The sequence below is a fragment of the Ponticaulis profundi genome, assembly GCF_042659465.1.
Taxonomy (GTDB): domain Bacteria; phylum Pseudomonadota; class Alphaproteobacteria; order Caulobacterales; family Hyphomonadaceae; genus Ponticaulis; species Ponticaulis profundi.
The window spans coordinates 447,526-469,592 of the sequence record NZ_JBHSSW010000066.1; the positions used below are offsets into that span (position 1 = coordinate 447,526).

Genomic DNA, 22,067 nt, shown 5'->3' on the forward strand with positions numbered 1-22,067 from the left:
TTTTTTGACGCTCTGTAACACTATGTCACACTACGTGAAAGCAATCATGGCACATTAGTTCCGTACTATTGCCGGAAACGCCACTTGATGTCTGCCTCAAAACGGGCCATTTGCTAGCTATGGCCAAGCTGATTGATAACGTGTCTGAACGACGCCCAGCGTCGGAATTTCGGCACCCCGAAAAACGTAATCGTCCTGACACTCCGGTGCTACGCAAGCCGGAATGGATTCGCGTCAAAGCGCCTGTCAGTCAGGGCTATGCCGACACACGCGCGATCGTTAAAGACCGCAATCTGGTCACCGTGTGTGAAGAAGCAGGTTGTCCGAACATCGGCGAATGCTGGCAACAGAAACACGCAACCATGATGATCATGGGCGACACATGCACGCGTGCTTGTAGCTTTTGTAATGTGAAGACTGGCCGTCCGGATGCTCTTGACGCGACAGAGCCTGATCGCGTGGCCGATGCAGTGGCAGCTATGGAGCTTAAGCACGTTGTCATCACGTCTGTAGATCGCGACGATCTAACGGATGGTGGGGCCCAACATATTGCAGATACCGTCACCGCTATTCGCTCGAAAGCACCTGGTGCAACGATTGAGATCCTGACGCCTGACTTCCTCCGCAAAGGCGACGCGCTCAACATCGCGATCGATTCCAAACCGGACGTGTTCAACCACAATCTGGAGACAGTCCCGCGGCTATATTTGTCTATCCGTCCGGGCGCTCGCTATTATCATTCTGTGCGGTTGCTTGAGCGCGTGAAAGAACGCGATCCCTCTCAGTTCACCAAATCAGGACTTATGGTTGGCTTGGGTGAGAGCAAAGAAGAAGTCATGCAGGTTATGGACGATATGCGGTCCGCCGGAGTGGATTTCATAACGATCGGCCAGTACCTCCAGCCAACCAGGAAACACGCCGCTGTTGATCGCTATGTGTCTCCTGAGGAGTTCGCTGCATATGAAACCATTGCTCGTGCCAAAGGTTTTCTGATGGTCTCATCATCTCCCATGACGCGTTCCAGCTATCATGCCGGTGACGACTTCGAGAAACTTCGCGCCGCAAGACAAGCCCAACTTGCTGCAGACGCTTAGCCCTATCTAGCGACAAGACACATTATGACCCGTTTTCGTAGAGTGGTTCGGATCAATCACGATCCAGATAACCTGTTTGAACTTGTATCCGGAATTGAACAGTATCCAGAATTCATAAAGTGGGTTCAGAAGATGGATGTCAGCCCTGTCGAAGAAGATGGTGTTAAATCCATCAAGATTGGCTCCGCTCGGGTTGGATTCGCAAACTTCACCGAAACGTTCTCCACCCAAGTTGTCTCAGATGCAGAGACACGCCACATCAAGGTCAGTCTTGAAGATGGGCCGCTTAAACACCTTGAAAATGAGTGGACCTTCAAACCAGCGGAATCTGGCACTGATATCGAATTTTTCATCGATTTTGAGTTCAAGAATTTTATCTTGAGAGCGCTGGCTGCAGCTAATTTCGAATTGGCGGTGAACCGAATTATGGCTGCCTTTGTTGCCGAAGCAGATCGTCGATACGGCAACAAAAGCTAGCTCCGTCAACCACTCACGCTTTCCATCATCATCTGAAGCGCGACTTCTACGCTCGCCATTCGAATTTCGCTGCGCCCGATATCACCGAAGTTTTCCATTCGGTGGCGGATAGGTGCATTCTCACGTGCCAAAGCGAAATGAACCGTCCCAACGGGTTTCAGGCGTGTGCCACCACCAGGTCCCGCAATACCGGTGATGGAGATCGCCATGTTAGCGCGACTTTCTTCCAAAGCACCTTCTGCCATCGCGCGGGCAATCGGCTCACTGACTGCGCCATAGTCTGCGATCAAGTCACCGGGTATTCCCAGCACTTCTTCCTTTGCTTTATTGGAATAGGTGACAAATCCACGTTCGAGCACCTTGGATGAGCCTGGAATTTCAACCAGCAAGGCGGCTACCAGTCCTCCCGTACAGCTCTCCGCGGTGACAACTTTCAAACGCCTCTGCTGAGCATCATCCAGAAACAGACGTGCCATATTGAGCAATTTGTCTGAAAACAAGGTAAGTCTCCTCCACTTTATAAGCGTAAGGGTTACTCAGCTTTATCCTTAAGTCGAGACTTTGAAGGTAAGGAAATCGTGGCAATAGCTTGCGCGGAAATTCCCTCCCGTCGCCCTTCAAATCCCAATCCTTCCGTTGTGGTTGCTTTCACAGAAACGCGATCTGCGTCGACCCCGACGATTTGAGCTGTTTTGTAACGCATAGCGTCTCGGTGAGGTTTTATTTTTGGAGCCTCACAAATCAACGTCACGTCCAAATGGAGAATCTTGCCTCCTCTGGAGCGAACCAGGTCTGCCGCGAAACGTAAGAAGACATCGGATGGTGCGCCCTTCCACTGTGGATCCGTTGGAGGGAAGTGGTCGCCGATATCACCATCCGCGAGGGCACCGAGAATCGCATCTGTCAGCGCGTGCCAGCCAACATCCGCATCCGAATGTCCCTTGAGTTTCTTTTCATGAGGAATTTCAATACCGCACAGAAATACCTGCGCACCATCTTCAAAGGCGTGCACGTCGTAACCAAGCCCGGTCCGCGTCTCCCAGTCAAACAAAAGCCTCTCCAATCGCTCAAAGTCCTGCGGATATGTCAGCTTCGACAACTGCTCACTGCCCTCCGTAAGCGTGAGATCAAATCCGAGCTTTTCCGCGAGTTCAAATTCATCCAAAGCCGAGTCATCCGAAGATGCCGTGAGCTCCTGTTTCTTACTCATTCGGAAAGCCTGAGGTGTCTGAATCCTATAAAGGTCCGATCGCGAGACCGACCGAACGCTCGCTTTATCCCAGAATTTCAACGCATCGACGATGGGAAGAGCAGGGGCAGCACCCTCATGTTTCTGAAGGGCAGCTTGCAGGTTATCGATCACCACGCCAGACACCCCGGGCCTCGCGGCATCATGCACCATGAAATGCTGGGAACGTTCCGACTGTATAGCAGCCAATCCTTTACGGACCGACTCCACACGTTCGGCTCCGCCTTCTACAAGCACGAGCTTCGCAAATCCCGCGGGTTCAAGCTGCTCAAGCAACTTATGAACATGTTCTGCCTCATTTTCGGGATGAACCAGTGCGACTTCAACGCAACACCGGTGATTTAAAAACGTGTCGAGCGCATGAAGAAAGACCGGTTTTCCACCGAAGCTTCGGTACTGTTTTGGCAAGGATTGTCCGGCACGACGGCCTTTTCCGGCGGCGACGACCACCGCAGAGAACAGAGAATCCTTCTGGTCAATATTTGGGCATTTTTCGTTAGCGGCTGTTTTCATATCGCCCCCGGTATGCTTATCTGCGCAAATCTTGGGCAGCGAGAGAGTTTTATCACCGTGTTTGGACCTTATGCATTTGGTACAGACGTAACGCCAGTTTTTTTGGCGCCCATGTCTGGCGTAACTGATGCACCATTCCGGAAGCAAGCTGATAAATTCGGCGCGAGTGCCACAATTACTGAAATGGTAGCTGGCGACGACCTACACGCCGGTCGACGCGAAGCCTTGCAGAGATTTCGTCGCCCAAACGGTGATGCGACCTACGTGGTGCAGCTAATTGGTCGCGATCACGATTCTCTGAGAAGAGGCGCATCAATTGCACGCAATGCCGGTGCAGATGTCATCGACATCAATATGGGCTGCCCATCACGGCGCGTGACCGGCGGTCTTTCCGGTTCAGCGCTGATGCGTGATTTAGAGCACGCCGTTTCTCTCATTGAGGCCGTCGTTGATGGCGCAGCAGGCACCGCTGTTACATTAAAAATGCGTCTCGGCTGGGATCGTGACACAATGAACGCACCAACACTTGCGCAACGTGCTCAGGACGTCGGCGCGGAATTGATCACCGTCCATGGAAGAACACGGCAGGATTTCTATAACGGGGTGGCAGATTGGGCCACAATATCCGAGGTCGTGAATGCTGTTTCAATCCCCGTCATTGTAAATGGCGACATCAAGGACGCCGCGACTGCGAAAGAAGCATTGCAACAATCAGGCGCCCGCGGCGCCATGGTTGGACGCGCCGCCATTGGCCTCGCGTGGCTACCGTCTGCAATCGAGCAGGAGATCAACACGGGTATTGCGGCCGAAGAACCGAGTTTCGCGGAACAGGTCGAAAGCCTTATTGAACAAGCCCATGACAGCGTCGAAGTTTATGGCGAGCGTGTCGGTATTAGAACCATTCGAAAACATCTTGCCGAAGCCATTTCCCATTGGAGCCAGGGCTATCAACAAGGCGAGCATGAAGACTGGCAAGCGCTGAAGAAGATAGCATGCCAGTCAAACACACTCCCTGAGCTCAAGAGCACCCTTCTTTCAACGCTGAAAACCAAACTGGAGGTCGCCGCATGATTGACCATCCGAGAGATGAGGCCACACAGAAATTGCTAGCAATTCTTGCCCAGGACGCGCCTGTCGCCCTGATTCAGGTCGACGACAGCCAAAAAATTCTCAGCGCAAACCTCCAGTCACAAACGTTTCTTGGGGGCGGGCATGACAGACTTGTTGGCCGAAAACTCAGCGAAGTCCTTTTTCACGACTGCGAACTGTTCCAACTGATCGACCGCGTCTTGCGCGAAACAGGGGAGGTCAGCGCATCTGGCATCACGCTGACTGGGCCTTTCTTCCAGTCTCAACAGTTCGATGTTCGGATGAATTATGATCATCCGACTTGCGTTATGAACATTGCACTTTCTCCTCCGACCACGCGGGTAAGACAAGATCCCTCAGGTCTCGCAACGTTTGCCCGCATGCTGGGTCATGAGATCAAAAATCCGCTCGGAGGTATTTCTGGCGCGGCTCAGCTGATGGAAAGATCATGCCGGGCCGACCAAATGGAGCTTTTGCACTTGATCCGGTCCGAAGCCCAACGCATTGGCAGGCTGATTGATCGTTTCACCGCGTTCGAACTTTATAACGCGCCGCGTTTCGCACCGGTCAATATCCATGAAATCCTGGATGACATTCTGACCATGCAAACGGTTGCGTCACCAAATGTAACCTTCAAGAAGTCGTTCGATCCCTCCTTGCCAGAAATCTCAGCTGACCGGGACCATCTGCACGAGTGCATTCTGAATATTGCCAAGAACGCAGCGGAGGCCGTATCCGGAGAAGAGCATCCAGAAGTCAAAGTCTCGACCTCTTATCAGGCTGGCATTCGACTCCCGCGACCTGGAAATGAACGCCGCTTCTCAGGTGCCCTTCAGATCAGCATTCGCGATAATGGCCCAGGCATTCCACACGCCGCGCAGGAACAGGTCTTCAAGCCCTTTTTCTCTACCAAATCATCGGGTTCCGGTATCGGACTATCGGTTTGTCAGGACATCATTCTGGCGCACGGCGGACGCATCTCTTTCACGAGCCGTCCGGGTCGCACCCAATTTGACATCATTCTTCCAATTCAACGAGAAACGACAAGGTCATAGGCATGGCGCAATCCACTATTTTGCTCGCAGATGATGACGCAGGTATCCGTCTCATCGCCAGCCAGACCCTCATTGCAGAAGGTCATTCCGTGCGATCCACCACGAATCCAACAGCGTTGATGCGTTGGGTCAGAAACGGCGATGGCGATTTGCTGATCACAGACGTGTACATGGGCGATGACTGCATTTTTGACCTTATGCCGGACATTCGCGCCGAACGTCCTGATCTGCCAATCATCGTGATCAGCGGACAAAGCACGCTGATGACGGCCATGTCCGCAGCGGAACACGGCGCATTCGACTACCTTCCGAAGCCATTTGATATCGATGAACTGGCAACGCTGACCAAGAAAGCGCTGAGCTCCAAAGCGGGGCCAAAGAAGATAGAACGAACCGTTCGTGCGCCAGACAGTCGGTTGAATGAAGCCGTCATTGGTCGTTCAGCACCTATGCAAGCTGTCTTCCGCACCATGTCTCGTGTGAAGAATACGTCGCTGACCGTTCTGATCGAAGGAGAATCAGGCACCGGTAAAGAGACAATCGCCCGCGCGATCCACGATCTCGGCAATCGAAATGGAAGACCATTTGTACCGGTCAATATGGCAGCCGTTGAACGCGAGCGCATCGAAGCTGAGCTCTTTGGCGTTGTCGGTCCCGATGGAAATGTCACACCAGGACGTGTGGCACAAAGTGACGGCGGAACATTGTTTCTGGATGAGGTCGGTGACATGCCGCTCGATGCCCAGACGCAATTGCTGCGATTTCTGCAGAACGGCGAGTTTTCACCCGTTGGCTCAACAACAACGGATGTTTCAACGACCCGCGTCATCGCGGCAACGTCACACGATCTGCGAGCTCTTGTCGAAAAGGGCGCATTTCGGAATGATCTGTTTTATCGACTGAATGTTGTTACGATTACGATTCCGCCCCTCAGGGCTCGTAAGGACGACATTCCTGAACTGGCGAAACGCTTTCTGAAACGCGCAGAAGCCGAAGGCCTCGGCCAGAAGACGATTGATGCCAAAGCCCTCAAGCGCCTCTCTCTACATGACTGGCCAGGAAACGTTCGCGAATTACAGAACGTTGTGATGCGCATGATCGCGCTCTCTTCCGAACCCGTCATCTCCGAAGAGCTGGTGCAGGCGTCCTTGGTATCCGAGCGTCGCCTGCCGCAGGAAGACGGAGAAAGCCTTGAGCAAAAGCTGAAAGACATTCTTCGGGAGTACGTGGAACCTGAACTTCGGTCAGCCGGAGAAGGCGAGGGCACGATCTATCAGGATGTCATCTCCATGGTTGAACGCCCGCTCATAGAACTCGCGCTCAATGTCACCGGCGGTAACAAAGTGAAAGCCGCTCAGCTGCTCGGTATGAACCGGAATACGCTGCGTAGCAAAATTAACAGTTTGGAGATTGCATCTCCTGACTGATCAGATACTGTGGCCAAAATGAAACAGTGTCGCGAAGGCGACACATGAGTGTTTGTAGTGCCACAGTTGAACGATAAGTCCATCATCAAGATTTTCGGGCGCTGGACGCGGATCCTGTTTCTGATCGCGTCTCTTATCGCTGTTGCGGTTACACTGATTTCTTTCACCGGCGCGGGACCTCTGGGACCAGAATCAAACACGATTTTCTGGCTTCTGATTTTCAACTTTCTGCTGATCGCGGTGCTCGCGATCAACGTGCTGAGAAACTATTTCCAGCTGCGATCAAAAAGCCCCGAAAAGGGCACAGGACGCCTGGCGACACAGTTCGCGACGCTCTTCAGCTTCGCAGCGATCGCACCGGCGCTACTCTTCAGTGTCTTCCTCGGAAGCTCACTCAACAAAGCAATCGACAACTGGTTCTCTGAGCGTGTTGAAGCCGTTGTCGAAGGCGCTGCAGCAGTATCTCGCTCAAACCTGGAATCTGTGGGTGACGACATTCGCCTTGATACCGGCATTATGGCGATGGATTTGAACCGTGCCGTGATAGGCTTTGAAACAGAGCCTGACGTGTTTGCACAGTTCATGCGAGAGCAGGCCGCTTTCAGAGATTTTACCGGCGCACTGATTCTGTCTTCGGAAGGTGAGATTCTGCTGGCGTCTGACCCCGTAAGTCAGCGTAAGTATGAACGGCCAACACAAGACATGTTTGACACTGCCAATCAGGGTGACGTGTCCGTGTTGCTTTCTGACGAGACCCTTCAGTTCTGGGCGTTATATAAACTGTCTGATTTCGACGACGCCTATCTTTACACCGTCAGGCCAATCGACTCGCCGCTGCTCGGCAGTCTACGAAACGCAGAACAGACGCTGAATGTGTACCGGAAGGCAGAAGAGCAAAGCCGCCAACTTCAGATCATCTTCCTGTTGGGCTTCAGTCAGATCACAGCATTGATTCTTCTCTTCTTTGTTCAATACGGCGTATGGGCTGCCGGTCTCATATCCAACCCAATTCTGAAACTCGCGAAAGCAGCCGATCAGGTACGGCACGGCGACCTTAGCGTTCAGGTGTCTCTGCCTGAGCAGAACAATGAAGTCGCTGAATTAACGACATCGTTTAACGCCATGACGTCGCAATTGCGTCAGCAACACGAAGCAATTGATATTGCCAGCCGGGAAGCAATTGAACGCTCAGAGTTCATCGAAGCGGTACTGCAAGGCGTCAGCGCCGGTGTCGTCCGGGTTGATGACCATCTCCGGGTCACACTCGCCAACCCGTCAGCGATCGGGATCTTCGCGATTCTGGAAACACCAGGAGATGTTTTCCTAGGACAATTCAGTCCGGAAATCTCAGATCTCGCCATGAAGGCAATGGCTGACAAGGAGTCGAAATCAGCGAACATCATTCTGAATACCGACCAGTCGTATCGTCACCTGCTGGTGAGAGCCGTGCCAAGTCATGAAGACGAACTCGGATGCATTCTGACATTCGACGACACCACGCGCCTGATCTCAGCACAGCGCCAGACAGCCTGGAGAGACGTTGCTCGCCGGGTTGCACACGAAATTCGTAATCCTTTGACGCCAATACAGCTGTCTGCAGAGCGATTGCGCAGGCGCTATCGCAAATCGATTGATGAAGAAGATCAGGTCTTTGATCGGTGCATTGATACGATTTTCCGCCAGGTGTCAGATATCGGCCGTATGGTTGAAGAGTTCTCCACATTTGCCCGAATGCCAAAGCCTGAGGTCAAAGCTTTTGACCTGATCGAGCAGGTGCGCGAATGCGTCTTCGCTGCGCGACTTTCGAAACCGAATATCGAGTATGATTATCAGACCAATCAGAAAGAAATTCAGATTTTCGGCGACTCTCGCCTCCTTAGTCAGGCACTGACCAACCTGCTAAAGAATGCTGGTGAAGCGGTCGAACGATCTCTCGAAGCAGATGATGAATGCGAAAGCCGATCGCCATCTGTCACCACGGATATTCAAGTGACAGACGACTACGTCATTCTGGATATCGAAGATACCGGCCCTGGCTTTCCGAAAGCCAATCGCCACCATTTTCTTGAACCATATTACACCACTCGCGAGCAGGGCGTCGGCCTTGGGCTCGCAATCGTCAATCGAATTGTGGAAGACCATGGCGGACAGCTCACGCTGCTCGACCGTCGCGATGAGACGCGCGGCGCACGAGTTTGCATTCAGCTGCCATTATCAGGGCCTTCAGACGAAACTGTAGAGAGTTGGACACTGTCCGAGGAGCAAGCGTGATGTCAGCAGAGATTCTGATCGTAGATGATGAACCGGATATTCGGGAACTGATTGGCGGCGTTCTGGAAGATGAAGGCTATCTGATCCGAACAGCCTCGACCGCCGAAGGCGCCCTCGCAGCCATCACAGAACGCAAGCCGGAGCTTGTTATCCTCGACGTCTGGCTTCAGGGTAGCGATATGGATGGTTTGGAGATGTTGAACTATCTCAAATCCATCGACCCCGTCTTGCCCGTGATCGTGATCAGCGGACACGGATCCATTGAAACGGCGGTCACCGCAATTCGTCGCGGCGCTTACGATTTCCTGGAAAAACCTTTCAAGGCAGACCGACTGCTCGTTGTTGTCGAACGCGCTCTTGAAGCAGCGTCACTCAAACGAGAAAACTCCGCGCTACGCGTTCATATGTCTGAAGGAGACGAACTCCTCGGAAAATCGGCAGCAGCAACTCAATTGCGCCTGGCAATCGACAAGGTCGCACCGACAAACTCGCGTGTACTGATCACCGGCCCGTCGGGCGCAGGCAAGGAATTGGCCGCAAAACTCATCCACCGCAAATCACGACGTGAGAAAGGCCCATTCGTGGTGATCAACGCGGCATCGATCACGCCGGACCAGATGGAAAGTGAATTGTTCGGTCGCGAAACACCAGATGGGCGCATTCAATCGGTCGGGCTTTTCGAGCAGGCGCACCGAGGAACATTCTATCTCGATGAGATCGGTGAAATGCCGCTCGGCACCCAGAACAAGATCTTGCGCGTCCTCACGGAGCAACGCTTCCGCCGCGTCGGAGGCAAAGCCGACGTATCTGTTGATGTGCGCCTGATAAGTTCGACCTCTGCAGATTTGCAGCACCTTATTCTGGACGGAAAGTTCCGCGAGGACCTCTACTACCGGGTCAATGTCGTACCGCTCTCTGTGCCATCACTGTCCGAACGTCGCGAAGATATTCCAGACCTTGTGCGATTTTTCGTGAAGCGCGCGGCACAGACGGTCGGTTTGACTCCGCGTTCATTTGGCGACGAGGCACTTGCCGTTCTTCAATCCGCGCCATGGCCGGGCAATGTTCGCCAGTTGCGCAATGTTGTGGAACGTGTCCTCATTCTTTCCGGAGAAAGTCGAGAAACACCGGTTGGAGCACATGAACTTCCGAGTGATGCGGCCGATATGGGGATGAATCAAAATCAGAATTCGTCCCTTGAAGTGATTGGGATGACGCTTCGCGATGCGCGTGAACAGTTCGAGAAAGAGTATCTTTCTCTGCAAATCACGCGCTTTGGCGGTAATATTTCACGCACAGCCGCTTTCATCGGCATGGAACGTTCAGCATTGCATCGAAAGCTAAAGGCCTTAGGAGTAGATCCATCAGCGTCTTCTGACAGCTAGGATAGACTGGTATGAAAATTATCGTTTGCGGCGCTGGTCGTGTGGGGCAGGGCATAGCTAGGCGCCTCGCGTCTGATGGGCATTCAGTCACGATCATTGATGAAGATGCTTCGCTTATTCAGTCTGTGACATCGGAACTTGAAGTACAGGGCATCACTGGTCATGCGGCGCATCCGAATGTATTGCGCTCTGCAGGCGCGGCTGATGCCGATATGATCGTCGCGGTGACTTACTCAGACGAAGTCAACATGGTGACCTGCCAGGTCGCTCACGTGCTGTTTCAGATACAGACCAAAATCGCACGCATTCGCTCACGCGCTTATATGAACAAGAAATCGGGCGACCTGTTCGGCAAAAGCGGCCTTGCCGTCGATGTTGTTATTTCACCAGAAAAAGCGGTTGCCGACTCGATCTTTCAGCGTCTCGAAACACCGGGCGCCTTTTTCTCAATCCCCTTCGCGAAAGGAAAAGTGCGCTGCGTGGGCATTGAGATTCACGAAGACACTCCACTGTCGCGCACAACGCTTTCTCAGATCAGTGAGCTCTTTCCAGCCCTTCACATCCGTGTGCTGGCGATCATGCGAAACGGACATTTGTTCGCCGCAACGCCAAGTGATCAGCTCGTGGCCGGTGACCGCGCCTATTTGATCATTGAAAAAGAACAGATCGAACGTCTGTCGGAGCTTCTGGGGCTCAGCAATACCTCAGACCAGCGAACGGTGATTATCGGGGCTGGCAATATTGGCATGTATGTTGCCGAACAACTTGAAAAGAAGCGCGGTCGAAAAGTTCGACTGATTGAAACGAATCTCAAGCGCGCAGAGTCCGCAGCCTCACAACTCACACGCTCCATCGTCATTCATGGTGAAGGGCTAAATCCTGAAATTCTGGAGGAAGCCGGCGTATCGCGCGCCGATGCTGTGATCGGCCTGACGAATGACGATAGAGTAAACTTGCTATCGTCCACCATGGCAAAACGTCTGGGCGCCAAAAAGACTATCGCATTGGTCAACACGCCCGACCTTGCCATGATACACTCTGCACTGGATGTGGATGTACTGATCGACCCGCGTGCTGTGACCGTCTCTCAAATTCTTCTACGCTTGAGACGCGGGCGTATCCTGTCGCTTCATTCTCTGGAAGACGGTTCAGGCGAAATCGCGGAAGGTGAAGTCCTCGAGCACTCATTGCTGCTGGATTCAAACCTCTCGCCAGGCAGCTTGCCTGAAGGCGTTGTCGCCGGCGCAGTACTTCGAGGTGACGAAGTGATGCTGCCTGGAAAGGACTTCAAAGTTCGCGCGGGAGACCGAGTTGTGCTCTTTTATGAGCGTGCGCGCACGAAAAAAGTCGAACAGCTCTTCCGTGCCAGCTCCGCTTACTTCCTGAACTAGCCAATCGAGGCACTCGTGAACGCGACAAATGTTCTGCACATGCTTGGCCGTTTCTTCGGGTTGTTTTCCATACCAAGCCTGCTGTGCGCAGTCTGGGCATTCTCCAATGACCGGTATCAGCAGGCATCTCTTTTCATTCTCGTTGTCACAGTGTCCGCTGTCCTAGGCGCCGTTTTTCTGGTCTCATCAAGTTCGAAGAACCTTCACAAAGCCGGCCTGAAAGAAATCGTCGCATTTCTGACAGCGGTCTGGGGCGGCATGTCCGTGCTCGGCGCATTGCCGTTTCTCATGCTGACACAAAGCGATCCGATATCGGCGCTGTTGGAATCTGTATCCTGCCTGACCACAACCGGAACATCACTGGTGCCGCCAGATACCGTTTTACCCGCAAGCATTATCGCATGGCGCGGCATTCTGCATATCACAGGCGCCATGTTGGCAATTTCCGGAACATTGCTCCTCGTTGCGACGCAAAGCTCTGTAGGGCAAGGGCTGAGACGCCTGCAAGCCATCGGCATCTGGACCCGCCTGAACTTCGCATCCTTTATGAAGATTTTTCTAATCAGCGGTGCGGTTCTGCTGGCTTTGTTCCTGTTGTGCTTCAACACACTGCTTTTCGAGGGCCTGCCGCTTCGCGACGCCTTTGCTCTGGCGGTGGGTGCCATCACGACAGGGCAGGTGTTTCCGTATGATGCCAGCATCCTGAACGGCACCATGTTCAGCGGCACTGTTATTTGCGTGACACTATTCTTCGCGAGCATTAATCTCGCCAATATCCTGATGCTCATCCGAGCGCCTCAAAGAGCGCGTATCGATATCGAAACAATCGGTATTCTGGCGGGAATGTTGCTCTTGTTCGTACTGATTTACGCTGCTCACCCGCAACTTGGCTCTCTTGCGTCCGCGGTTCACGCCTTCTCAATCGTTTCAACATCAGGTCTCTTGCTATCGCCAGATGATGCGCACCTTCTTGGCTGGCCCGTGATCATTTTTTTCGGCTTTGTAGGCGGTGCAACCGCATCTTCAACCGGCGGCATGAAGTTCTTTCGGTTTCGGCTTCTCGCAGCTCGTGCATTGCATGAATTCTCTCGATTGGCTCAACCGAAAGCGATCCAGAATTTCCGTTTCAGCGGAATGCGAAACCCTGTTGAAGCGATGTTATCTGTCTGGGTGTATCTGATCGGCTTTGCGTGTGTGACGGTGATGATTGCGGGGTATCTGGCTCTTACCGGCATGTCGTTTGAAGCGTCCATCAGCACAGCGGTGGGCGCTATCACAAACTCAGCAGCGCTCTTTCACGTTGAAAACATGAATTTAACACCAAATCCGGTCACAAAACTGATTCTAACATTCAGCATGTTGTTTGGTCGTCTCGAGCTGCTTTTGCTGTTTTCGCTGATCATCCGGAACTGAAACCGGAAGAAATTAACAAAACAATCGACCGATATTTATGTGAAATACCAATTTCGTATCATTCTTTTCGGTATTGACGTTGCGATTTTTTTCCAGAAACGCTACCGCCATATTCATACGCGATAATACAAGCAAATAAGAAAGACTGTCGGATGTCGTCGGAAAAAAAACAGAATCTGCAAGACACATTCCTGAACGCAGTTCGGAAATCGCGCACCCCTTTGACGATCTTCCTCGTCAACGGTGTGAAGCTTCAGGGCGTTGTGACCTGGTTCGATAACTTTTGTGTTCTTCTTCGTGGTGACGGTCGTCCACCACAACTCGTCTACAAACATGCCATCTCAACAATTATGCCAATGCAACCGGTACAATTGTTCGAAGGTGATGACTCGGACGATTAAACTGATTTGATACCAGTCTCAGACGGTCAAGACGAACGCATTGTCGCCGCGGCGGTCATACCGGTTACACCGGGGAGTGTGCCGCTTCAGCAACAACGCTCAGCCGAAACACAAGGCCTCATTGAGGCTCTTGATTGCGATTGTGCGTTCGTTGACATCCTGAATATTCGAAAACCGACACCCTCGCATCTGTTCGGAAGCGGGCAATTACAAGCAATTGGTGAGAATCTGGAAGCGCATGATTGCCAGCTTCTGGTGGTCGATGGAACGCTCTCTCCAATTCAGCAGCGAAATCTCGAGCGCTCACTTGGCTGCAAGGTCATTGATCGCACAGGACTGATCCTTGAGATCTTCGGCCTGAGAGCTCGCACCAAAGCCGGTCGTCTGCAGGTCGAAACAGCCCGGCTCTCCTATGAGCGCTCACGACTCGTACGCACCTGGACCCACCTGGAACGTCAGCGTGGTGGTCGTGGCTTTATCTCGGGACCCGGCGAGACCCAGATTGAAGCTGACCGGAGGATGATTGACTCAGCTCTGCTTCGTCTGAAAAAGCAGCTCTCAGATGTTGAGAAGACACGGCGTCTTCACCGTTCAGGCCGCAAGTCCCGAGAACTTCCCATTGTCGCGCTTGTCGGATACACAAACGCAGGAAAATCGACACTCTTCAACGCTCTATCTGGCGCGGATGTCTTCGCCAAGGACATGCCGTTCGCAACCCTCGACCCCACAATTCGTCAAATCGAGCTAGAGCGACACAAGCGTGTTGCACTCGTTGATACAGTCGGTTTCATTACGGATCTCCCGACCCATCTGATCGAGTCATTCAAGGCAACTTTGGAAGAGTCCATGGATGCAGATCTCATTCTGCACGTGCATGATGTTTCTTCACCAGACATGGAAGAACAGTCGGAAGACGTTCTCGATATTCTGGAAGACCTGGAAGACATCACCGGGAAACCATGTCCGCCCGTTATCGATATCTGGAACAAGGCTGACCGATTGGGCACCGAAGAGAAGTCCTATTATCTCGCCCACTTTGACAGCCTGCGACCAGATGAAAACAATTACCTTGTGTCAGCAATGACCGGTGACGGCCTCGAAGCCGTCCGGAAAGCAATATTGCAGCACGTTTTTGAATTCAGTCAGACCTGCGATGTCACGCTGGGGACAGAGCAGGGTGCTGCACTCGCCTGGCTTTATCGCAATGCAATTGTCCTATCCCGTACAGAGGAGAATGACGGAAATACAGTTCGGTTGTCCGTTGAGATTTCGAAAGATGAACTCAATCGCTTCCGGAAAGACTATGCCGAGCAAATCGATAAGCAGATTCAAATTCGAACAGAGAACGTCAACTAGCTGCGTTCTTCTGCTTTGACAGCTTGCCAAAGCGCTTCCTGTTCATCCAGCGAAAGCTCGGCAAACGAAGTCTCAGCGGCACTCGCGAGCGCTTCCATCGCTGTAAAACGCCGATAGAATTTCGCATTCGCCGATTTAAGAACCTCTTCGGCATCCCCACCAAGTTTTCTGACGAGGTTTACGCACACGAAGAGCAAATCACCCAACTCTTCCTCAACCTCTTTTTTTCCTTTATTTTCAATAGCTTCCTTGACTTCCTCGAGCTCTTCGTGTATCTTTTCGATAATTGGAGAAGGATTGGGCCAGTCAAAACCCACGCGCGCAGCTCGCTTTTGAAGTTTTTGAGCACGCATGAGGGCGGGAAGGGCATTGGCGACACCCGACAAAGCACTCAGCTTTTCATCGCTACTCTGCTTTTCACGCTCCGCCTGTTTAATTTCTTCCCACGCAACCGTCTGTTCAGTCGCATTTCGTTGCTCAGCCTCACCAAAGACGTGCGGATGTCGCGCCACCATCTTGTCTGAGATTGCTTGAGCAACATCGTCAAAATTGAAGACGCCTTTCTCCTCAGCCATCTGACTATGGAAGACAACTTGAAACAGCAGGTCACCAAGTTCTCCGCGAAGGTCTGTCAGATCGTTGCGTTCAATCGCATCCGCAACTTCATATGCTTCTTCGATTGTGTAGGGCGCTATAGTCGAGAAATCCTGCTCGAGATCCCAAGGGCATCCGCCTTTCGGATCGCGCAGGCGCGCCATGATGTTACGAAGCCGGTCAATCTCTGCTTCTTCCTTCTGCAACGATCTATCAGACATCAGAAGCCTCCTCGTATTTCCATTTGTCGCATAATCTATATTATGGGAAAACTATACATCCAAAACCATGGCGTCATAGGCCGGCTCAACATGAGCTGGCAACTCTGACCGCAACCTATCATAATCCAGGTCGATATGCAGATTTGTCAGAACCGCCCGCTTCGGCTGAATCCGCTCTATCCAGCTGAGAACACGCTCCAGATGAGCATGCGTAGGGTGCGGCTCATAGCGAAGTGTATCGACGATAAACAGATCCAGCCCTTCCAGCTGGGCAAGACTTTGCTCCGGCAACTCGACCACGTCATTACAGTAAGCGATGTTGTTCATGCGAAACCCCAAGCTTCGCATGCTACCGTGGTCCTGATCGAGCGGCAGGACTGAAACGGCACCACCGCGCAATCCCTTCGCCTCGAATAACTTATAGGGATGTATATGCGGCTTTGCGTCCAAAATCGGCGGATAAGGCGAACCTGAAGGTCGCTGGAAGCAGTAAGAAAATCTATCGCACAGCTCTTCCATCGTGCGCTTCGATCCGTAGATGGGCATTTGCGCGCGCTGGAGATACGCCAGGACCCGAAGGTCATCGATACCATGACACTGGTCTGCGTGCGTGTGCGTATAGAGAACGCAATCGACCAGACTGATCTCACTCCGGATCAGCTGCTCTCGAAGTTCCGGAGCCGTGTCGATCAACATATGGATGGGCTGATCACTATCTCGATTCATCTCGAGATAGATCCCGCAGCGGGACCGGCGATTCTTTCCATTGAGAGGATCACAAGCTCCCCATTCGTTTCCGATCCTTGGAACGCCGCCAGATGACCCACAGCCCAGTATGATGACGCGGTTATTGCTCATACGGATGCACGCTCGATCCGCTGAAACAGTCGCATTGCATTCTCTGTCGTTCGGTTGGCAATCACCTCGTAAGATGTCTCTTCCATATCAGCCAAATATTGGCAGACATGGACGAGGAATGCCGGCTCGTTACGACGCCCACGCATGGGCACTGGAGCGAGATACGGACAATCCGTCTCCAGAATAACCCGATCCTTCGGAAACAACTTCAAGACATCGCGTACGTCATGCGCATTTTTGAATGTTGCGATCCCGGAAACAGAGAAATAAGCATCCAGGTCTATCGCCCGACGTGCGAGCTCCTCACCGCTTGTGTAGCAGTGCATCAGGATGGGAAACGGCTGCTCGGCATATGCCGCCTCCAGCATATCACCCGTTTCCTGATCGGCGTCACGCGTGTGAACAATCAAGGGCAATCCAGACCTCTGACACGCTTCAATATGTGCCTGAAAAACACGCTTCTGATCGTCGGCCGGACTATATCCATAGTGAAAATCCAAGCCAGTTTCACCGATGCCAACAACATCTTCAGGTTCGCTGAGTTCGAGTAACAGCTCGGCAGTTACAAAACCATGATCTTTCGCATAATGCGGATGGGAACCGACCGAACGCCACATATTGTTCTCAGCGCGTACGATCTCAGCGATCCGATCGACATTTTCAATCTTGTCGCAAATGGCGAGCATCCGGGTTACTGACGCTTCGCGAGCACGCGCGAGAACGTCCTGAAGATCCTGTTCGTATGGTTCGCCGTGAAGATTTACGTGGGTATCAAACAGCATTCTGAATCTCGTATTCTCTGGCCAATGCCTGAAACTTGCTGAGGCACATCGCAGATCGCTCCGTGAGATCGAGTTTCAACTGATTTGCTCGCCCTGTCGCCAAAAGGGTTTCTTGCCAAGCCACCGATATTTTCTTTTTCAGGCTAACATCGAGATCTTCTTCCAGCCGCGCCAGGCACCACTGTTCAAGATACTGCATGGCAATCAAGTTCAGACTTTCTGATTGAGCCATCAGACTCAATAATCGGTTCGTAATGAGCGGACTTGGATTAGGCCAGGCGCGTTCACAAAAGTCTCCCAGCGTTTCCAGTAAAAGATCGCAGTCATTTTCAAGAAACGTTTTGGCCTGTCCGGGCGATCCGGCCGACAATCTCAACAATTCCTGCGACGGCTCGGTATCTGCAAAATCAGAGGTCGCGATCGCGGATCTGAGCGCGTCATCATCCAGACGATGAAAAAGTAATCTCTGACATCTGGATCGAATGGTCGGCAACAGTGCGGACTTCCCATGATAGATGAGAAAAAGGACCGTGTCCTTCGGAGGCTCCTCCAACGTCTTCAGAAGTGCGTTGGATCCACTCGGGTTCATTTCATCAAGCGAGTCAATAATGGCAACGCGACGTCCGCCCAAAGCTGGTTTGAGCGTAAAAAACTGTAGAAGTTTTCGTAGATCATCGACGGGTATGTCCTGCCTAGGGCGTCCCGTTTCTGACTCTGTTTTTTCCAGCAATCTGAAATCCGGGTGACTGCCTGCCGACATCAGATCTGTCACACGTCCTTTCTTCACTTGAAAGGAAGATCCCGAGCCGCGTTCTGCTCCTAACAGCAGCGCGGCAAGATTTCGCGCGAGCAGACCTTTTCCAATTCCCTTTGGTCCGTGAAACAGCCAGGCATGATGAAAACGGCGTGATGACATCGCCCGGAGAAAAGACTCGATGTTCTTCTCATGACCTACGACAGGACCAAACATCAATTTAGCACCGCAGTGGATTTATGCGTCGCAAGCTTCTTCTCGATGAAAGCGATGGCTGATTTCAGGACTTCAGACGGACTTTCTTCGGCGTTGATGACCGAAATTCGCGATGGGAATTGATCCGCGACCTTCAGAAACCGCTTCCGAACCGCATCATGGAATGCGAGACCACGAACTTCGAAGCGGTCTTTTGCTCCATCGCGCGCAACCCGACGCGTAAGCAATTTTTCCGGATCGCCATCAAGTAACAAAGTGATATCCGGACGGAGACCGTGGGTGGAAAACTCGATGATGCTTTCAAGTTTTTGGGAATCTATTGCATGCCCCTGATACGCACGCGTCGAATCCGCAAACCGGTCGCACACGACATGCCGACCTTCTTTCAGAGCCGGCAAAACCGTATGCGCGACATGATCACTGCGCGCAGCCGAGATGATGAGTGCCTCTGTTTCGACCGTCATGTCATTCTCGGCATCAAATTCCGACAGAAGAACATTTCTCAACGCCTCAGCACGCGCAGAACCACCCGGCTCTCGCGTGAATAGCACCGGCACTCCGGTATCAGAAAAATAATGTCGAAGGCCGCTTATGAGCGTTGTTTTCCCAACGCCTTCGCCGCCTTCTATCGTGATGAACAGTCCCGGACTCATTCCGCTTCAGTGACAGGTTCACTGGTGGCGACACCTGTATCGAACAAGCCAGCGAATCCCTCAAAAGCTCGCCCAAGAAGGCCAATCTTGGAGACTTTCTCCTTGGCAACGACAGGGTACTCTTCGCTCAGGCCATTCGCCCCCGAAATGACCAGCGTGCCGATCTTCTGGCCTTCTTCAATTGGCGCTGTGACGGCCGTCGCAAGAACGATTTTGGCGCTCATGTCACGTCGCTCTGAAGACTCAATGCCGATCGCGATGTCATCGGTCACGACAGCCTCTACTGTGTCCTGCTTGCCGAGCCACACGGGAATTGTGCCGACTGTTTCGCCAGCTTCAAACGGTGCGACGACCTCGAACTGTCGAAATGCCGCGCGCATCATACGCTCAGCGCTTGCAGCGCGTGCCGAAATGCTGTCGAGCCCGTTTATGACGACAATCCGGCGCTCATCGCCTTCAGTTGCAGATGCAACGAGACCATATCCAGAGACAGATAGGTGTCCGGTTTTGAGCCCATCCACACCGGAAATCTTTCCGAGAATAGGGTTACGGTTAGGCTGGCTGATGCCATTCCACTCAAAGGATGGTAGCGCGTATAACCCGTAATACTCCGGATGCGTCTCAATACTGAGCTTCGCGAGCATAGCAAGGTCTGCTGCGCTGATCTCATGCCCTTCTTCATCGAGACCGGTTGCATTTTTGAAACTGGCCGTTTTCAGCCCCATTTCCTGTGCAATCGCTGTCATTTCCTTCGCGAAAGCTTCTTCCGTACCCGAAATGCCTTCGGCAAGCACGATACAGGCATCGTTGCCTGAAAGAACGATCACACCGGTCAACAAATCCATTACGCTGACCGACTCACCAATCGAAAGCCCCATAGTGGATCCACCAGACGCCCAGCCACCTTTTTCCCATGCGTTCTGGCTGACGGTGAACTTGGCTTCAGGGGACAATGTTCCTTTCTGAAGCATATCGAAGACCACATATGACGTCATAATCTTCGTCATAGAGGCCGGAATCATCGGCTCCTCCGCATTCTTCGCGTAAAGCGGAATGCCGGTCTCATAGTCGAGAATAAAAGCCTGCTTTGCAGGCGTTTCGAAAGCGAAAGCAGGTGATACCGCAAGGGCGGCAAGACAGCTCAAAACGGAAAGTCGGCGAATCCAGATCATGTCACTTTTTCACACAAAAACGGTGCGCCCGAAAGAGGCGCACCGCATAACAGAAAGTGAAATATAGGCATCATTGCGGCGATCAAGTCACCTCATGAATAAGCCGAGCAAAGGTCCCAGACGGATCAGGTCTGCGGGTTACGAACCACGAGACCTTTATAACCATTCCGAGCCATCTGGCTCTGAATGTTGCTTGCATCAGTTTTCGTAAGGAATGGTCCCACGACAACACGGTATCGGCGCGCACCGTTCACATCTGCAAATACAATATCGGCTCCACCAGAGTACGCCGAAACTTCGCGAAGGAAGCTTTCCGCGTTCGAGCGTTCAGCGAAAGAACCAAGTTGCACAAAATGCGATTCGGCCGTCGGAGCCGCAGCGATTTTGGTGACAGGAGCGTCCTGATAGCCTTCATCGATCGGACCCACAAAATCCACACGAACGCGGGCACTGCCATTATTGATCATGCCGAGCTTGGTCGCAGCGGCCTTTGATACATCGATAATGCGTCCTTTTTTGAATGGACCACGATCATTCAACCGAACCACGATGTTTCGGCCATTCTCCAAATTCGTGACGCGCACAAGACTTGGAAGCGGCAGGGTTGGATGCGCTGCGGTCAGCGCGTTCATGTCGAAGCGCTCACCGATTGCGGTGATACCACCATCAAAGCCAGGGCCATACCAGGATGCCGTGCCGATCTCGCTGTAGAATGGATCAACCTTTGGCGTATATCGCTTTCCATTGATCGTATATGGTTTACCGACTTTCTTGTAGGACGCCTCATCGAAAGGATCTTTTCTCGACGTGGGTAGAGCTGCGGACGAAAGCGACGCCATCTGCACAACACCATCATTCAGATCGATCGTGGTCGCAGCACCACCATCTCGCGGGCGAACTGGCTCGTCTGGATAGAAGAACCGATCATCATTTCTTGAACGGGATGTTTCTGAATAGAATTGAGCTTTATCGCCAACGCGCATGGAAGTCTCATAGGCGTTGCCGGCTTTAAAGCCGTTTGATCGTTCGAGTGTACCGGCATGGGCGGCAGAAGCCGTCATTAATCCGGCAATTGAATACACTAGGGCCTTTCTCAGAGGCCACTTTGGGCTCCGTTGCATTCTGGTCTTCCCTTTTTCACCATCTGGACGCCCCTCACCTTTTGGTTTGGAGCAGCCGGTCTCTTTTTTGTTCGCCGACTTATGTTCGCAGATTACGCGGTGACGTTTCCCGAACGGTTAATTTAAACCGATGCATTTTTTAAGTATTTGATATGTGCCATACTTCGGATGAATGTATGGTAAACATTGTTAACCACAGATTTGCACTTCGTGCGGCGGTTTTCACAGTTAAATTTTCCTTAAATCGCAGTCTTTCGATATCTTCCAAAAAAAATTGCATTTTCGTCTTGCCAAACGACGAATTCCCGTCCATTTCGGGCTCCCTGACTGGATGAGTGGCAGAGTGGTCGATTGCGGCGGTCTTGAAAACCGTTGAACCGAGAGGTTCCGGGGGTTCGAATCCCTCCTCATCCGCCAGGAACTTGACTTCCCCTGAAATGATTTCTTTCCTGTGAGAAAGTGATGGCAGAAACGGGCCCAAAACGCCCGCAGGCTTGTTTATTTATCTGGCGATTGACGAATTTATCATTTATTCAGCGTTTATTCGCTGGCCAGAAACTGTGTTCAGTGTCACC

Annotated in this window: 20 protein-coding genes and 1 tRNA gene; 12 read left to right on the plus strand and 9 right to left on the minus strand. The window is 52.3% G+C overall.

Annotation, left to right across the window (positions count from 1 at the left end; genetic code table 11):
- The first annotated feature begins 119 nt into the window (after positions 1-119).
- Together lipA and ACFQDM_RS18065 are read left to right on the plus strand one after the other, a co-directional pair.
- Positions 120-1,094 carry a lipoyl synthase gene (gene lipA, locus ACFQDM_RS18060; RefSeq protein ID WP_377381735.1) on the plus strand — a complete coding sequence of 325 codons (975 nt, stop codon included), beginning with the start codon at positions 120-122 and terminating at the stop codon, positions 1,092-1,094.
- Positions 1,095-1,118: 24 nt separating this feature from the next.
- Positions 1,119-1,571, plus strand: coding sequence for a type II toxin-antitoxin system RatA family toxin (locus ACFQDM_RS18065; RefSeq protein ID WP_377381738.1), 453 nt, complete (start codon positions 1,119-1,121; stop codon positions 1,569-1,571).
- A gap of 5 nt (positions 1,572-1,576) precedes the next feature.
- Here ACFQDM_RS18065 and ACFQDM_RS18070 read toward each other — a convergent pair whose 3' ends face one another.
- Together ACFQDM_RS18070 and ispF are read right to left on the minus strand one after the other, a co-directional pair.
- On the minus strand, positions 1,577-2,071 hold the full coding sequence (locus ACFQDM_RS18070) for a CinA family protein (protein WP_377381741.1): 495 nt from the start codon (positions 2,069-2,071) through the stop codon (positions 1,577-1,579).
- Positions 2,072-2,103: 32 nt separating this feature from the next.
- Positions 2,104-3,228 (minus strand): 2-C-methyl-D-erythritol 2,4-cyclodiphosphate synthase, encoded by a 1,125-nt coding sequence (gene ispF, locus ACFQDM_RS18075; RefSeq protein ID WP_377381744.1) that lies wholly within the window; start codon positions 3,226-3,228, stop codon positions 2,104-2,106.
- Between ispF and ACFQDM_RS18080 the strand changes: the two genes are divergently transcribed.
- The 9 genes from ACFQDM_RS18080 (at position 3,181) to hflX (ending at position 15,121) form a co-directional block, all read left to right on the plus strand.
- Complete coding sequence (locus ACFQDM_RS18080) at positions 3,181-4,404, plus strand: tRNA dihydrouridine synthase (protein WP_377381747.1); 1,224 nt, start codon at positions 3,181-3,183, stop codon at positions 4,402-4,404. The genes ispF and ACFQDM_RS18080 overlap by 48 nt on opposite strands.
- The gene (locus ACFQDM_RS18085) at positions 4,401-5,477 is read left to right on the plus strand and encodes a two-component system sensor histidine kinase NtrB (protein WP_377381749.1); all 1,077 of its coding nucleotides are present in this window, start codon (positions 4,401-4,403) and stop codon (positions 5,475-5,477) included. The genes ACFQDM_RS18080 and ACFQDM_RS18085 overlap by 4 nt, the downstream gene beginning before the upstream one ends.
- Positions 5,478-5,479: 2 nt before the next feature.
- Positions 5,480-6,904 (plus strand): sigma 54-interacting transcriptional regulator, encoded by a 1,425-nt coding sequence (locus ACFQDM_RS18090; RefSeq protein WP_377381751.1) that lies wholly within the window; start codon positions 5,480-5,482, stop codon positions 6,902-6,904.
- Between the two features lie 57 nt (positions 6,905-6,961).
- The gene (locus tag ACFQDM_RS18095; protein ID WP_377381754.1) at positions 6,962-9,175 is read left to right on the plus strand and encodes a sensor histidine kinase NtrY-like; all 2,214 of its coding nucleotides are present in this window, start codon (positions 6,962-6,964) and stop codon (positions 9,173-9,175) included.
- Positions 9,175-10,560, plus strand: coding sequence for a nitrogen assimilation response regulator NtrX (gene ntrX / locus ACFQDM_RS18100; RefSeq protein ID WP_377381755.1), 1,386 nt, complete (start codon positions 9,175-9,177; stop codon positions 10,558-10,560). The genes ACFQDM_RS18095 and ntrX overlap by 1 nt, the downstream gene beginning before the upstream one ends.
- A gap of 11 nt (positions 10,561-10,571) precedes the next feature.
- On the plus strand, positions 10,572-11,951 hold the full coding sequence (trkA, locus tag ACFQDM_RS18105) for a Trk system potassium transporter TrkA (RefSeq protein ID WP_377381757.1): 1,380 nt from the start codon (positions 10,572-10,574) through the stop codon (positions 11,949-11,951).
- A 15-nt stretch (positions 11,952-11,966) separates the two neighbouring features.
- Entirely contained in the window at positions 11,967-13,364 is a 1,398-nt protein-coding gene (locus ACFQDM_RS18110; RefSeq protein ID WP_377381760.1) for a potassium transporter TrkG, read from the plus strand.
- 152 nt (positions 13,365-13,516) lie between these two features.
- Entirely contained in the window at positions 13,517-13,765 is a 249-nt protein-coding gene (gene hfq, locus ACFQDM_RS18115; protein ID WP_377381762.1) for an RNA chaperone Hfq, read from the plus strand.
- A 6-nt stretch (positions 13,766-13,771) separates the two neighbouring features.
- The gene (hflX, locus tag ACFQDM_RS18120; RefSeq protein WP_377381764.1) at positions 13,772-15,121 is read left to right on the plus strand and encodes a GTPase HflX; all 1,350 of its coding nucleotides are present in this window, start codon (positions 13,772-13,774) and stop codon (positions 15,119-15,121) included.
- On the opposite strand, the gene mazG is transcribed toward hflX, so the two are convergent.
- The 7 genes from mazG to ACFQDM_RS18155 all read right to left on the minus strand — a co-directional run bounded on the left by mazG (position 15,118) and on the right by ACFQDM_RS18155 (position 21,432).
- Positions 15,118-15,936 (minus strand): nucleoside triphosphate pyrophosphohydrolase, encoded by an 819-nt coding sequence (gene mazG / locus ACFQDM_RS18125; RefSeq protein WP_377381767.1) that lies wholly within the window; start codon positions 15,934-15,936, stop codon positions 15,118-15,120. The genes hflX and mazG overlap by 4 nt on opposite strands.
- 51 nt (positions 15,937-15,987) lie before the next feature.
- Positions 15,988-16,662 carry an MBL fold metallo-hydrolase gene (locus ACFQDM_RS18130; protein ID WP_377381770.1) on the minus strand — a complete coding sequence of 225 codons (675 nt, stop codon included), beginning with the start codon at positions 16,660-16,662 and terminating at the stop codon, positions 15,988-15,990.
- A gap of 128 nt (positions 16,663-16,790) precedes the next feature.
- Complete coding sequence (locus tag ACFQDM_RS18135; RefSeq protein WP_377381773.1) at positions 16,791-17,576, minus strand: TatD family hydrolase; 786 nt, start codon at positions 17,574-17,576, stop codon at positions 16,791-16,793.
- Entirely contained in the window at positions 17,566-18,546 is a 981-nt protein-coding gene (locus ACFQDM_RS18140) for an AAA family ATPase (protein WP_377381776.1), read from the minus strand. The genes ACFQDM_RS18135 and ACFQDM_RS18140 overlap by 11 nt, the downstream gene beginning before the upstream one ends.
- Positions 18,546-19,199 (minus strand): dTMP kinase, encoded by a 654-nt coding sequence (gene tmk, locus ACFQDM_RS18145; protein ID WP_377381778.1) that lies wholly within the window; start codon positions 19,197-19,199, stop codon positions 18,546-18,548. Before tmk ends, ACFQDM_RS18140 begins: the two co-directional genes overlap by 1 nt.
- The gene (locus tag ACFQDM_RS18150; RefSeq protein WP_377381781.1) at positions 19,196-20,371 is read right to left on the minus strand and encodes a D-alanyl-D-alanine carboxypeptidase family protein; all 1,176 of its coding nucleotides are present in this window, start codon (positions 20,369-20,371) and stop codon (positions 19,196-19,198) included. The genes tmk and ACFQDM_RS18150 overlap by 4 nt, the downstream gene beginning before the upstream one ends.
- A 125-nt stretch (positions 20,372-20,496) precedes the next feature.
- Complete coding sequence (locus ACFQDM_RS18155) at positions 20,497-21,432, minus strand: septal ring lytic transglycosylase RlpA family protein (RefSeq protein ID WP_377381784.1); 936 nt, start codon at positions 21,430-21,432, stop codon at positions 20,497-20,499.
- A 389-nt stretch (positions 21,433-21,821) separates the two neighbouring features.
- Between ACFQDM_RS18155 and ACFQDM_RS18160 the strand changes: the two genes are divergently transcribed.
- Positions 21,822-21,909: transfer RNA gene (locus ACFQDM_RS18160), tRNA-Ser, on the plus strand.
- Positions 21,910-22,067 lie beyond the last annotated feature (158 nt).

What these genes read in the sequence shown, in the direction of transcription:
- lipA (WP_377381735.1), top strand. Translation starts at nt 120, where the DNA reads ATGGCCAAGCTGATTGATAACGTGTCTGAACGACGCCCAGCGTCGGAA.
- ACFQDM_RS18065 (WP_377381738.1), top strand. Translation starts at nt 1,119, where the DNA reads ATGACCCGTTTTCGTAGAGTGGTTCGGATCAATCACGATCCAGATAAC.
- ACFQDM_RS18080 (WP_377381747.1), top strand. Translation starts at nt 3,181, where the DNA reads ATGAAGAAAGACCGGTTTTCCACCGAAGCTTCGGTACTGTTTTGGCAA.
- ACFQDM_RS18085 (WP_377381749.1), top strand. Translation starts at nt 4,401, where the DNA reads ATGATTGACCATCCGAGAGATGAGGCCACACAGAAATTGCTAGCAATT.
- ACFQDM_RS18090 (WP_377381751.1), top strand. Translation starts at nt 5,480, where the DNA reads ATGGCGCAATCCACTATTTTGCTCGCAGATGATGACGCAGGTATCCGT.
- ntrX (WP_377381755.1), top strand. Translation starts at nt 9,175, where the DNA reads ATGTCAGCAGAGATTCTGATCGTAGATGATGAACCGGATATTCGGGAA.
- trkA (WP_377381757.1), top strand. Translation starts at nt 10,572, where the DNA reads ATGAAAATTATCGTTTGCGGCGCTGGTCGTGTGGGGCAGGGCATAGCT.
- hfq (WP_377381762.1), top strand. Translation starts at nt 13,517, where the DNA reads ATGTCGTCGGAAAAAAAACAGAATCTGCAAGACACATTCCTGAACGCA.
- mazG (WP_377381767.1), bottom strand. Translation starts at nt 15,936, where the DNA reads ATGTCTGATAGATCGTTGCAGAAGGAAGAAGCAGAGATTGACCGGCTT.
- ACFQDM_RS18130 (WP_377381770.1), bottom strand. Translation starts at nt 16,662, where the DNA reads ATGAATCGAGATAGTGATCAGCCCATCCATATGTTGATCGACACGGCT.
- ACFQDM_RS18135 (WP_377381773.1), bottom strand. Translation starts at nt 17,576, where the DNA reads ATGCTGTTTGATACCCACGTAAATCTTCACGGCGAACCATACGAACAG.
- ACFQDM_RS18140 (WP_377381776.1), bottom strand. Translation starts at nt 18,546, where the DNA reads ATGTTTGGTCCTGTCGTAGGTCATGAGAAGAACATCGAGTCTTTTCTC.
- tmk (WP_377381778.1), bottom strand. Translation starts at nt 19,199, where the DNA reads ATGAGTCCGGGACTGTTCATCACGATAGAAGGCGGCGAAGGCGTTGGG.
- ACFQDM_RS18150 (WP_377381781.1), bottom strand. Translation starts at nt 20,371, where the DNA reads ATGATCTGGATTCGCCGACTTTCCGTTTTGAGCTGTCTTGCCGCCCTT.
- ACFQDM_RS18155 (WP_377381784.1), bottom strand. Translation starts at nt 21,432, where the DNA reads ATGACGGCTTCTGCCGCCCATGCCGGTACACTCGAACGATCAAACGGC.